This window comes from Planktothrix pseudagardhii (genome assembly GCF_904830925.1).
In the GTDB taxonomy this organism is placed as follows: domain Bacteria; phylum Cyanobacteriota; class Cyanobacteriia; order Cyanobacteriales; family Microcoleaceae; genus Planktothrix; species Planktothrix tepida.
Genome location: NZ_LR882967.1, coordinates 5791503 through 5804703 on the forward strand (window position 1 = coordinate 5791503; position 13201 = coordinate 5804703).

12 protein-coding genes are annotated in these 13201 nt (G+C 40.5%); 8 read left to right on the forward strand and 4 right to left on the reverse strand.

Features of this window, described 5'->3' with window-relative positions; all coding sequences use genetic code 11:
* Positions 1-922: 922 nt before the first annotated feature.
* Positions 923-1786, reverse strand: a complete 864-nt coding sequence (gene murI / locus NMK36_RS25060) for a glutamate racemase (RefSeq protein ID WP_190515456.1) — start codon at positions 1784-1786, stop codon at positions 923-925.
* 291 nt (positions 1787-2077) lie between these two features.
* On the opposite strand from murI, the gene NMK36_RS25065 reads away from it, so the two are divergent.
* From NMK36_RS25065 to NMK36_RS25080, 4 genes are all read left to right on the forward strand, one after another.
* Positions 2078-2338: a ParB N-terminal domain-containing protein gene (locus tag NMK36_RS25065; RefSeq protein ID WP_190515457.1), complete on the forward strand. Its 261-nt coding sequence runs from the start codon at positions 2078-2080 to the stop codon at positions 2336-2338.
* A gap of 105 nt (positions 2339-2443) precedes the next feature.
* The gene (gene dps, locus NMK36_RS25070) at positions 2444-2950 is read left to right on the forward strand and encodes a DNA starvation/stationary phase protection protein Dps (RefSeq protein ID WP_254174892.1); all 507 of its coding nucleotides are present in this window, start codon (positions 2444-2446) and stop codon (positions 2948-2950) included.
* A gap of 42 nt (positions 2951-2992) precedes the next feature.
* Complete coding sequence (locus tag NMK36_RS25075; protein WP_254174893.1) at positions 2993-3634, forward strand: helix-turn-helix domain-containing protein; 642 nt, start codon at positions 2993-2995, stop codon at positions 3632-3634.
* A 166-nt stretch (positions 3635-3800) separates the two neighbouring features.
* Positions 3801-4121: an STAS domain-containing protein gene (locus NMK36_RS25080; protein WP_072717973.1), complete on the forward strand. Its 321-nt coding sequence runs from the start codon at positions 3801-3803 to the stop codon at positions 4119-4121.
* An 87-nt stretch (positions 4122-4208) separates the two neighbouring features.
* Here the strand turns inward: NMK36_RS25080 and NMK36_RS25085 are convergent, their stop codons facing one another.
* Complete coding sequence (locus tag NMK36_RS25085) at positions 4209-5345, reverse strand: PP2C family protein-serine/threonine phosphatase (RefSeq protein WP_254174894.1); 1137 nt, start codon at positions 5343-5345, stop codon at positions 4209-4211.
* A gap of 604 nt (positions 5346-5949) precedes the next feature.
* Here NMK36_RS25085 and NMK36_RS25090 point away from each other — a divergent pair.
* Entirely contained in the window at positions 5950-6387 is a 438-nt protein-coding gene (locus NMK36_RS25090; RefSeq protein ID WP_254174895.1) for an ATP-binding protein, read from the forward strand.
* Positions 6388-6641: 254 nt separating this feature from the next.
* On the opposite strand, the gene NMK36_RS25095 is transcribed toward NMK36_RS25090, so the two are convergent.
* A complete protein-coding gene (locus NMK36_RS25095; protein ID WP_072717970.1) occupies positions 6642-7670 on the reverse strand; it encodes an adenosine deaminase in 1029 nt (342 codons plus the stop codon).
* Between the two features lie 449 nt (positions 7671-8119).
* Here NMK36_RS25095 and NMK36_RS25100 point away from each other — a divergent pair, with 449 nt between their 5' ends.
* Positions 8120-9460, forward strand: coding sequence for an adenylosuccinate synthase (locus NMK36_RS25100; RefSeq protein ID WP_254174896.1), 1341 nt, complete (start codon positions 8120-8122; stop codon positions 9458-9460).
* A 232-nt stretch (positions 9461-9692) separates the two neighbouring features.
* Positions 9693-10280 carry a 50S ribosomal protein L25/general stress protein Ctc gene (locus NMK36_RS25105; protein ID WP_072717968.1) on the forward strand — a complete coding sequence of 196 codons (588 nt, stop codon included), beginning with the start codon at positions 9693-9695 and terminating at the stop codon, positions 10278-10280.
* A 132-nt stretch (positions 10281-10412) separates the two neighbouring features.
* On the opposite strand, the gene NMK36_RS25110 is transcribed toward NMK36_RS25105, so the two are convergent.
* Positions 10413-11414, reverse strand: coding sequence for an adenosine kinase (locus NMK36_RS25110; RefSeq protein ID WP_254174897.1), 1002 nt, complete (start codon positions 11412-11414; stop codon positions 10413-10415).
* 176 nt (positions 11415-11590) lie between these two features.
* Here NMK36_RS25110 and NMK36_RS25115 point away from each other — a divergent pair, with 176 nt between their 5' ends.
* Positions 11591-13132, forward strand: a complete 1542-nt coding sequence (locus NMK36_RS25115) for an AAA family ATPase (protein WP_254174898.1) — start codon at positions 11591-11593, stop codon at positions 13130-13132.
* The last annotated feature ends 69 nt before the right edge of the window (positions 13133-13201 follow it).

The window sequence follows — 13201 nt, forward strand, 5'->3', positions numbered from 1 at the left end:
TTAACACTTCTGTCTAACCGTTGAGAGAGGTTCCTTCTGGCTATTTCCTATCCCTTCTGGCCAGGTGTTATCTCCAGGTGGGGTAAGCTACCTCAAAGCCAAAAAAAAATTTCCTGAAATGCTCCTGTTTTCTAATTTTTGTGTTATCTTAACAGTAAGAGTTTAACCAATAATTCTACACATTAAGGGAAACGGGTCTAGCGATCAGATTAAGGATAATCAATCGCCACCTGATTGTTCCATTGGCTTTCGGATAGCCGTTAGAACTTTTTTTAAGAGTTCGCAAGCGGATTCCAGTCGGTGGACTTATCCATGACATCGGTTAGAGGAGTCTCTATTTAGGGTTTTCTGAGAGAACCCTAAGGTTTTTCATAGGGAATCTTCTGGCGGAGTTAAGTGTGAGCAATATTTCCAGGGGATGAGAATTCCCCATAGAAATTTTTAGTAGTAGGTCATAAAAGCTAGACCCTGGCTTTGCGTGTTGACCTTATGTAGGGGATATTAAACTCCTGTGCGCTCCTTCTCCTAATTCTTGTGGCTGGCTCCTATGTTTTATAATGATATGCCTTTAATCATCCCGCTTTTGGCAACGGGCTATGTTTTAATGATTTATTTGCTCTTAGCCCTCGCTAAGTATACAACAAATATCTCTCGATTGAGATCTTAAAAATCTATCTTATAGCAGGGAACAGGGAACAGGGAACAGGGAACAGGGAACAGGGAACAGCCAGGAAAAGATTTCTCTGCCCATGGTTTTAGCATTAGTCTCTGTCCTAACACCCCAGCCGTGACTGCTATAAATCAGTTTTCCCAAATTACTGGATCAAGTAATCAAGAATTCTGAAATGATGCAATGGAAATGGAAAATGAAAAACAGACCCACCCAGTTTGAGACAAGCTGAGTGGGTATTGTTGTTAAATATCAGGTTAATGATGGGGTAATACCATCACTGACCGCCATAGGGGCAGTATTGACGGGTTCCATCGTGGGTAACGTAGTCGCTTCTACCAGGGGAGTAAACCCTAACCACTGAACCGAAATAGAAGCAAACTGTTGAGGACAACCACTCACACAAAACCGAGTGGGTTTGGGAGAGTAGGTATTCCGCAGTCCTAACAGTTCTAATTCTTTAGCCGCAGCTTTGACTAAAGACACCGCCGGGTCAACAAGTTGAACGTGAGCCGGAAGGATAGAACGCAAGACAGGAGCTAAATGGGGATAATGAGTACAGCCATAAATTAACGTATCAATTTGCTGCTGAATTAAGGGAGTTAAATAGTCCCGTGCCACTTGATAGGTATAAGGATCATGAATCCGGTTTTGTTCAATTAAGGGAACAAACTCTGGACACCCCACTTGCCAGACTTGAACAGAAGAATCTGTTTCCTGAATGGCGTGACGATAGGCATTACTGGCGGCTGTTGCGGGGGTAGCAATTACCCCGATGCGCTTTCCGTGTCGCACGGCGGCTTGAGCACCGGGAAGAATTAATCCGAGGATGGGGATATCAAATTCATCTTGAACCGTTTCTAAGGCCAGGGCGGAACTGGTGTTACAAGCCATGAGAATCATTTTGGCATCCTGCTGCATCGCCCAAAGAATAATGGGACGGACAAACTGCACAATTTCCTCTCGTGAGCGGGTTCCATAGGGTAACCGCGCCGTATCTCCAAAATAAAGAACGGATTCATTGGGGAGTTGGCGGTAGAGTTCCCTTAAAACCGTTAATCCTCCGACACCACTATCAAATATTGCGATTCTTTTTTGTCGATTGTCCGTTGTCATGAGTTAAAAATCAGTCTTTGATTGTCTGTTATCGATGGTTAATAGGTCTGTTGTCAAGTCTGTTGGCTGTTAAACCAAAGCAATACCCAATAGGGAATAAATTATTTCTTCCCCATCTCCCCTCATCCCCTTGTCCCCTCATCCCCTTGTCCCCCCATCCCCTTGTCCCCTTTTCTTCCTCGTCTGTGTGAATGCCGGAAATCGGATTTCTAAGTTTTTCCCAGAAAAGGTTGCAACTTGAAGTCATTATGAGTATGATATAGAAAGACAAGGAAAAGGAGGAGTAACTGAATGCAGGTTAAAGAGATTCCTCTCAAGCAGATTCGTCGTCCTCTGCCTCGTGGAACAGACCCCACTAAAGTTGAAGCCTTAATGAAATCCATTCGAGAGATTGGCTTACAGGAACCGATTGAGGTTTTAGAAGTGGACGGGGACTATTATGGCTTTTCAGGATGTCATCGCTATGAAGCTTGTACAAAATTAGGGTTAGAAACCATTCGCTGTCATGTCCGAAAAGCACCGCGTTCTGTCCTGCAAAAGCATCTAGCTTGAGATAGATTTAGAAGGGTTTGAAATTCGATACACTGTGATCAATCTCTTCTATATTTGTAAAGTTTTGATTCATTCTATAAAACTGATCAAGGAGTATTTTCAATCATGGTAGCAACTCACTCAAAACAACGTCTTTATCCGACTCGAATTGATTTACCGGAAACAACCCGCGCCGGAGTGATTGAGATTCTAAACCACAGTTTGGCGACAACATTAGATTTAAAAACTCAGGTTAAACAGGCTCATTGGAATGTCAAAGGGATTAATTTTTATCAACTGCACCTACTGTTTGATGAAATGGCGACCGAATTAGAAGAATATATTGATCTAATTGCCGAACGAGCAACTGTGTTAGGTGGGACAGCAATGGGAACGGCTCGGATGGCAATTGCAGATACCATTATCCCAGAATTCCCCGTGGATTTGGCTAATGATAAAGATTATGTGGTGGCTTTAGCCGATCGCTATGCTCCTTATGCGAAAATGGTTCGAGAAGCCATTGATCAAACAGGTGCATTAGGCGATGCGGATACAGCAGATTTGTACACTGAAATTTCCCGCGCCATTGATAAGCGGTTGTGGTTCTTAGAAGCTCATTTGCAAGGCAGCTAAAGGGCCATCAATGGCAGTGTAACTCGTGAACTAAAAATCAAAATGAGTGAATCTGCGTTACCGGACTATAACCCCCAGTTACAGGAACTCATGCAACGGGCGGGGATTTCTAGCCTGGAAGAATTAAGCCAAATTGCTGGGGTTTCCCCGTTGCAGATTATTCGACTGCGGCGGGGACTCGCGCTACAAACCCCGGTTAGTATTTTGTTGAAAATTAGTCAAGGTTTAAAGATTTCTCTGAGCGAATTATTAGCCGTATTTGCTCCAGGTTCTGTTCCTTCTGAAACTCCAATTCGGGGAGATTTAGAATCAGAATATCAACGCTTACAAACACAGATGGAGCAACAACGTTCTGCATTGTTAGAAGAATGGAAACGGGAAAGTTTGCACGTTTTGGAGTCGTGGTTATTGCAATGGCCAACGGTGGTGTATCGAGTTCAAGAAAACCCCCAACTTCCGGCGGTAAAATTATTACCTTTTGTGCGTCCAGTAGAACAGCTTATGAGACAATGGGGAGTAGACGCGATCGCACCTGTCGGCACACAAGTTCCCTATGATCCGCATCTACATCAACTCCTGGAGGGAACGGCTCAACCCGGAGAGCAAGTGATTGTGCGATATACGGGATATCGAGAAGGGAATAAACTCCTTTATCGGGCTAAAGTCAGTCCGGTGAAAGGTTGATTAACTTTACGGTTGCGGGATCATCAATGCAGCCCGGAAACAGACAGGGTACTGATTAAATTTCCTGTTCCCCAGGTTAACTGGATGTATTTGGCTATGAGTCCATCTCAAAGCTATACTAACTGAGTCGGGCGAGTCTTATGGAGGGTTTCATCCCTAAAACACTATGAGTTCTGATGTTAAAATTCTTAAACCTCACGGGATTTTAGATGGTACTAAAGCTAGTCCATTTCGTCAAGATATTGCTGCTTTAGTTGAGAAGGGAGCCAAAATAATATTAATTGACTTCCAAGATGTCACATTTATGGATAGTTCGGGTTTGGGTGCATTAGTCTTAGCTCTGAAAACGGTTAGAGCGGCTGGGAGTAAATTATTTGTTTGTTCTATCAATGAACAAATTAGGATTTTATTTGAACTCACCAGTATGGATCGGGTATTTGAGATTTTTGAAAACGAAGATAAATTTTTGGAATCTTTGAAAAGCTAACCTTTTGTGATTCAGGAGCTAAGATCGGGTGAAAACAGGGAGTTTAATCTGGATTTGAACAGATTTGTGTTTCCCCATTTCACCCGATTAAGTAAAAGTAACTTTTAGCAAAGAAAAATCATCATCAAAGGGGTTATTTGCATTAATTTTTTTAACGGTATTTAAAACTTCTTCTAAAGTATCTGTTTGTAAATCATTGTATTCTACTAAAATTGAAATTAGCCCTTCTAAGCCTAACATTGTATTATCAGGTTGATTGATTTCATAAACTCCATCACTGAAAATATAAAGATTACTAAATTCTTCTATCTTGTAGGTTGCATCCATATATTCTGCTTCTAAAAACATTCCGACAGGCATTCCTCGTGTTTTTAAGCGTTCAATTTTAATATCTTTTTTATTTTTCCCTGTTAATAAAATAGCAGGAGGATGACCCGCACTAGAATATAATAATTGTCGAGTTGAAAGCTCATAAACACCATACCAAATTGTAAAATATTTATCATTTTGATAGGTCATCTGAAAGGTGGTATTTAAGGCTTTTAAAACGTTACTGGGTTGATAATAATCAATATTAGGAATAGCCCTAGAACGCAGTAAATTAAGAACAGAAACGGAGGGAAGAGCCGCTCTTAAGCCATGTCCTGATGTATCTAATAAATAAATCGATAAATGATCAGAATCTAACCAATAATAGTCAAAAGAATCGCCACCTAATTGACGAGAGGGAATAAATTTAGTATCAATTTTTACAGGTTCAGTTAAAGGTTCAGGAAGGAGCGATCGCACATATTCTGCGGCTTCTGCTAATTCGGCTTCAATGCGTTGTTTTTGGGTTTGTAAATCTTGGCTGAGTTGATGTAATCTTAATCCTGCCCGAACTCTAGCATAGAGTTCATTCATTTCAATGGGTTTAGAAATAAAATCATCAGCCCCTGCATCTAAGCCCGTGACTCGATCTGAAACTGAACCGAGGGACGTTAATAAGAAAAATTGTGTTGTTGATAATTCTGAAGTCGCTTTAACTTGACGACAGACCTCAATCCCCGTTAACTTGGGCATAATCCAATCACAAATAATCAGTGCTGGACGTAGCTGTTTAGCCTGTTCTATGCCTTCTTCACCATTATTTGCCACACTAACATCATAACCCTGTTTTTTCAGCGTTCTTTTGAGAAGTTCTAAAATGGCAACATCATCATCGATAACCAGAATTTTAAACATGAGCGTTGAGGTACGTTGGTACACCAGATGAGGGTAATCAAGGCCAAGTTAAGACTTTGCTGTCTTTGAGTATAGTCTAATTAGAGGATTGCCTGAACTTGAAATTGACGGAGTTCAAGGTTTTGTTCAGTTAATATTTAAGATTCATAAAGTTCATCCCATAAAAGTTACAATTAATTCCTTTTCATGTTAAAGCAGTAATTTTATGTCATATTAGCGCTGATCTACGCGCTTTCAGCCTCATTTCAAAGGAGTGTGTTTTCACTCCTTGAGGGGTTGATTTTTCTGAAACTTCACAAGTTGTGTTATCCCATCTCTAATATTTTACTTGATCTAGCACAATCACGGTTCAGGAAGACTAGAAAACCACTCAAAAATGCAGTAAACTATTAGAGGACGCCAAAGGCAATAACTTATTCAAGGGGGGTAAAACGCTGTGACGAACAAGCGACCTCAGAGCTTAAATAAGCCTCCCTCCTATCCTAACTTTTGTTGTATCATGATGAAGTCAGCCAACTTGTCAAGATTCTAAATCCCTAATGCGGTTCAGGATTTAGGAAATCAGTCAAACTTAATTGTGATTGAATAAGAGGATTCAAAACCATTGCCACTTCCCCAAACGACTCAACTTCAAGTTCCGTCTAGTTTAGTGTTCCTAGCTAAAGTCTTGTCATGGTTTGAGCAACTGTATCAGTCCTTTATTCCTCAATCTGTTTGGATACGCTGTCAGTTAGCTTTAGCAGAGGGATTTACTAATGCAGTTCGTCATGCTCATAAAGGACGTTCTGAGGATCTATATATTGATTTAGAAGTGACTGTTTTAGAGCAACAAATTGAAATTCGGATTTGGGATTTTGGCGAACCTTTTGATTTACTCAATAAAATCAAAGACATTCTCAAGGAGATGAATGATCCCTCAAGGAATACGGAGATAAAGGGAGGGGGAAGAGGTTTGAAATTAATGTACGATATTGCCGATTATTTAAGTTATGAACAGGGTGAAGATGGACGTAACTGTTTATTAATTATTAAGAATTTTTAAGCTATTGAAACAGTTAAAAATCTTGAGGCGGGAGTTGGAGACAAAATTATTGTTTTAGGAGATAGTATTGCCAGTGGCTATAATACCGACAGGAAGATTTTATTCATCCGAATGCTGCTGGACATCAACTTTTAGGGGAACGAGTTGCTCAGGGTTTAAAACCGCTATTAGAAAAAGCGAAAAAACCGAAATTATTAAAAAGTTAGGAGACAGGAGACAGGAGAATAAATCAACTGCTCGCTGTTTCCCATGATTTAAACCATTGCAGGTTCAGGTTTTAATAAACCATTGAGAATGTGTGCGGGGGGGTTTTCATGGGGCCATGCAAAGGCATGACGAAAGGCGGCTTGTTGACAGGCTTGTAATTCTTCAAACCCTAGAATATCAAGGGTTAATAAATTCTCGTATTCAAAGGGTAAACGCACGTTATGTAACCCGGCATTATCAGTACAAATGGCAATATCAACTCCGGCATCAAAACAGCGTTCAAAGACAATTTTTAGTTGCTGAATATCCTTGAGAGTACCCGTTTTAATATAGGTCGTGGGACAAACTTCTAAACATTGCTGTTGTCGAGCTAATTCCGGTAATAATTCAGGATGTAATAACGGAATTTGAATGCCATGACCAATTCGCATTAAATAGGGCAATAATTCGGGATAACAACCTTCTGGGGTTTCATATAAATGTCCGGTGGTTTTTAATCCCAAGGATAAGGCATATTGGTACAAGTTAATAAACTCATCCAACCGTTCAGCATAATGATTATCCCCTCCAGCAATATCGATTGCACAAACATATTGAGGTATTTGTGCTGCTAAATCAATAATTGCCCGGTTAACTTCTAATGGAAGTCGAGTGTGCATACATAAAATTTGGCTGGTAATAATGGGAGTATCACTACTTTGACTCGCTTTTCCCACGACTTCCACAATTTCAGCCATACAATCAATTCGTTGGGACTGGTTGAGATGTTCCGGTGTTCGTAAATAAGGTGTATAGCGCAATTCTAAATACGCCAAATTTTCAAAAGTATAAGCACCCCGCATCAACCGATAAATAAAATAAGGCAGGGTTTCAACGGTCTGCACACTTTCAACCATTGTATGCAGTTCTAAATATTCATCTAAGGTATTGCGGGGTTTGGTATAAAAATCTTCAAACCGTTCATATTCAACAAACCCTTGGGTTAACTGAGGGTTATGACGTTCAAAATACCGCCACAGAATACGCGGTACAACAGAACCCCCTAAATGGCGATGTAACTCAGCGTGTAACGGCATAGTAACTCTTAAATAAAGGTTAAAACAATGGCTATCACTGATCGGTTTCAAGGTTTATTGACTCACTTGATCAACTGATCCTGATATTAACCATTAACGATAGCACAACCCTCAAAAAACATGGGGTTAAAACCTGCATTTCTATGAAGATTCTTATTTTAGAGTTTGGGGCTGAAAAATCTTTTTTTTGCTATAATAGAGTTTTGGATAAAAATCTAAGATAAAATTGATTTGTGTTACTTCTTTTAATATTTTTCTGCTCAAAAACTGAGATCTGGGGGGAATCGGCGATCGCTGATAGAGAGGTGTCCTTGGGGTCTCTATCCTAGAGGGGTCAGTGAGGGCATTAGAATCAAGGGTGACAAAACAGTTAACAAAACTTAATTTGACAGAGTTCCCTTAATAACAGATAATTAAGATTTGTGTAAACTGTCGGAGTGAAAACTCTCTTGGCTAACGTAGTTGTTATCGGTGCCCAGTGGGGCGATGAAGGAAAAGGCAAAATCACCGATCTGCTGAGTGGTTCAGCCGATGTGGTTGTCCGCTACCAAGGTGGCGTTAATGCAGGTCATACGGTTGTAGTTGACAATCAAACCTTTAAACTGCACCTGATTCCTTCAGGCATTTTATATCCCGATACCGAGTGCATTATCGGTTCAGGAACCGTGATTGATCCCAAAATTTTAATTGAAGAACTGGATCAACTCGAATCCCTGAAGATTTCCACCAAAAACTTAATGATTTCCCAGACGGCTCATGTAACGATGCCTTACCATCGCCTCTTGGATCAAGCATCGGAAGAGCAACGGGGAGATCAAAAGATTGGGACAACGAAGCGGGGGATTGGCCCGACTTACGCCGATAAGTCTGAACGCACGGGAATTCGCATCATTGATTTGATGGAAACCGAGACTTTACCCGATCAGTTGCGCTGGACGATTAACAATAAAAACGTTATCCTCGAAAAGCTTTATAATCATCCTCCTCTCGACCCAGAAGCGGTGATTAAGGAATATTTGGAATATGCAGAACGGTTGCGTCCCCATGTGGTTGATGCTTCACTGAAAATCGACGCAGCAGTACAAGCTCGACGGAATATTTTATTTGAAGGGGCACAAGGAACCCTATTAGATTTAGATCATGGCACCTATCCCTATGTGACCTCCTCTAACCCCGTTGCTGGCGGTGCTTGTGTGGGGGCTGGAGTTGGCCCAACGATGATTGACCGGGTAATTGGGGTGGCGAAAGCTTATACAACCCGTGTGGGTGAAGGGCCATTCCCGACGGAAATGGTAGATGGGATTGGCCAAGTCTTGTGCGATCGCGGGGCTGAATTCGGAACGACAACGGGACGTCAACGGCGTTGTGGTTGGTTTGATGCGGTGATTGGTCGTTATGCTGTTAGAATTAACGGTTTAGATTGTTTAGCGATTACCAAATTAGATGTTTTAGATGGCTTAGAGGAAATTAAAGTTTGCGTTGCCTATGATATTGATGGGGAACGGTGCGAACATTTCCCTAGTAGTGCGAGAACTTTTGCTCGGTGTCAACCGATTTATGAAACGGTTCCCGGTTGGAAAGAATCAACGGCTGATTGTCGCAAGTTAGAAGATTTACCCAAAGAAGCTTTAAGTTATTTGAAATTTTTAGCGGAATTAATGAAAGTTCCGATCGCGATTGTTTCATTAGGAGCCAGTCGAGATCAAACGATTATTGTTGAAGATCCGATTCACGGGCCGAAACGAGCGTTATTAGATGCAGACGGACAACCTGTAACCGTTGGCGGTTAGAAGGGATTGTATCCAGTCTTTTCGTTGTCATATTTCTTCTCTTTAAAACGTAGCTTGGGATGCCAACCCATGCTACGTTCAATGGTTTAGTGCCTAGGCGTGGAGATGGTGTTTATATCCGAATGATCTATGCAATCAAAATCCAAGATCTGAGCTACAACGTCATGATTTTGGTATAATCAGAGTTTGGCTAAAAAATTTTAAGTGTTTAACCCTAAGCGCAATCAACGTCATGGAAATTACAATTGAAGGTCAAAAACGGCCAGAAGGCTCTAAACCCAATGCTTTGCGTCGTCAAGGATTAGTTCCGGCGGTGCTGTATGGTCATCAAGGTACTGAATCTATTAACATTACGATTCCCGCGAAAACTGTAGAAACCCTGCTCAAACGGAATGTTGTTAACCATACTTTAATTCAACTGAACGTTCCTGAACTGTCTTGGAGTGGTAAAACCCTGCTCAGAGAAGTTCAAAAACATCCTTGGAAAGGATTTCCCTATCACCTGAGCTTTTTCTCCGTTGCTCAACAAGATAGTTTAACCGTTTCTATTCCTCTGCATTTCGTTGGTGAAGCGGTTGGGGTGAAATTAGAAGGCGGTTTGTTAGATGTTGTTCTTTCTGAATTGGAAGTAGACTGCGAACCGGGTAGCATTCCTGATCGCATTGATGTGGACGTCACAGGTTTACATCAAGGTCAAGCCCTGCACATTAGAGAACTCAATTTACCTGCGGGAGTCACAGCTACAGGGGATGCAGAGCAAGTCGTTGTTAGTATTATTCATCCTGAACGGGGTGAGGAAGAAAGCAGCGTCGAAGGTTAAGAATATCGGGAACTGGGGGAGCAGGGGAAGTAGGGAAAGCAGGGGAAGCAGGGGAGAGGGAGAAATCATTGAAACCCTACATCTGAAGCCTGACACCTGAAACCTTACGCTCCGCACCCCGCACTTCGCAGTCTAATTAATAATTGTTGCTAATTTATCTTGTTGAGATTCGCTTAAACGGGGGCCATGAATTTGAACGATTTGAGAACCGAGATAATTTCCCCAACGGGCGGCTTGTGGGGTGGTTAAACCATTGGTGAGTCCATATAATACCCCACCAGCAAAAGCATCTCCCGCCCCAACGGTATCAACAGGTTTAACCGGGAACCCTGGAACCTGAATTAAACTTTGGTTTTCAACAACTAAACAGCCTTTATTACTATTGGTAATGAAAACTAGATTAACTTTTTCTCCTAACTGACGGGCACAAACCTCTAAATCTTCGTTACCGCAGAAGTGACGCACCTCATCTGCATTGCAAAATAAAACATCACAATACTCTGTTAAAACGCTACGGAAATCATCTCCAAACCGTTCAACTAAAAACATATCGGAGAAAGTAAACGCCACTTTTACCCCCAGGCGTTTCGACTGTTCCATGGTTTCAATACTGGCTTTTCGAGGTTGGGGTGCATCCCACAAATAGCCTTCAATATAACTGTATTGACACTGACTCAAATGATCAACATTGATATCCGTAACCGATAAAGTTGTAGAAACCCCCAAATTGGTACACATTGTTCGCTCTGCGTCCGGGGTTGTTAAGACTAAACAGGTTCCCGTTGGCCCTTGGGTACTATCAGCAGGTTCAATTTCAAATTGAATTCCAGCCGCGACCATATCCTGTTGATAAAATTCGCCATTGGTATCGGCGCTGACTTTACCCGAATAAATTCCCGTCCCGCCACTTTGGGCGATCGCCATCATCGTATTAGCGGCGGAACCCCCACAACGTAATTCTAAAGGATGGGTTTCCAATTGTTGTAACAATTTCCCCTGTTTGATTGTATCCATCAGGGTCATTGATCCTCGGTTGAGGTCATGGGTTTGAATAAAATTATCCTCAACTAATGCCAAAATATCAAGGAGGGCATTTCCAACACCAAAGACATTAAAGGGTTTGGGTTCTGTCATTGACTTTTTCTATAAAACGGCTTGAACAATTCAATTGTTGATCATATCAAATCTTTTGTTACTTTTATTTTCAAGACATTGGAATTGGCTTTTTCTCAAGAGATAATAAAAATAACCCTAAACCCATGACTTATTTTCAGCTTGATTGAATTCATTTTTATCTTTCTGGTATGGATATGACTGACTCTGCACTTCCTCGATTGATTCAACAAATGTTAGAACCGGATTTTTATCCCCATCCGGTACAAGAACCCATTGAACTCTTACAAACCCATATTTCTTTTATTGTATTAACGGGAGAGTATGTGTATAAACTTAAAAAAATAGTCGATTTTGGGTTTTTAGATTATTCAACTTTAGAGAAACGGCACTATTTTTGTGAACAAGAATTACACATGAACCAGCAACAAGCACCAGAATTGTATTTAGAGGTTTTACCCATTATAGAAATCGGCGATCGCTTTCAATTTGGGGATAATCAAAACCCTGCTGTTGAATATGCTTTAAAAATGCGTCAGTTTCCTGAAGAAAATTTATTAATAAATTTATTTGCACAGGATAAATTAACAATAAAAGAGATGGAAGAGTTAGGAAAAGTTGTTGCTGAATTCCATCAAAGTTGTCCAACAAATGATGAGATTCTCAAATTCGGAGAAATTGCTCAAATTCGTCATTCCATTGATGGAAATTATCAAAAAACACAAAAATATATTGGTTGTTGTCAAACTCAAGAACAATATGAACAAACTAAACAATACACAGATAGCTGTTTTGAAACCCATGATGCTATTTTTAAAAGTCGGATTGAAAACCGATGGATTCGAGAATGTCATGGAGACTTGCATTTAAAAAATATTTGTATTTATCAGGATAAAATATTACTGTTTGATCGGATTGAATTTAATCAAGAATTTCGGTTTGTGGATGTGATCTATGATGTCGCTTTTGTGGCCATGGATTTAGAAGGACGAGGACGGGCAGATTTAGGGAATCGATTTTTAAATAGTTATATTGAACAAACCGGAGACTGGGAAGGATTACAATTATTACCCTTTTATTTAACTCGTCAAGCTTATGTTAGAGCCAAAGTTAATTCTTTAATTTTAGATGATCCAGCCGTTGCTGAAGAACAGAAAGAAACAGCGCAACAAGAAGCTACTCAATATTATAAATTAGCTTGGCAATATACTCGCAGATCTTCAGGAGGAATCGTGATGATGTCAGGGTTATCGGGATCGGGAAAAAGCACAACCGCCCGCAAATTATCAAAACGATTAAATGCAATTCATATTCGTTCTGATGCAGTGCGAAAACATTTAGCAAATGTTCCTCTATATGAAAAAGGAGAAGAAGAAATCTATACCCCAGAAATGACAGAAAAAACCTATAAACGATTATTAGAGTTAGGATTATTATTAGCAAAACAAGGATTTTGGGTGATTTTAGATGCAAAATATGATCAACAAGAACGACGGGGAGAAGTGATAGAAACCTGTAATACCCATCAATTACCCTTACAAATTATTGAATGTACAGCACCGATGGATATTTTACAAGATCGTTTGCAACAACGTCAGGGAGATATTGCTGACGCAACGGTAGATTTATTAACCTCTCAACAAGCAAAAGCTCAACCCTTTACAGATGATGAAAAAAGCTATCTGACAACCATTGATACCACCCAAAATATTGATCAGCAATGGAAAAAATTATATTAAAATTTAGATCCCCCCTAACCCCCCTTAAAAAAGGGGGGAACTGGATGCACTTATCCCACAAAGACAGCC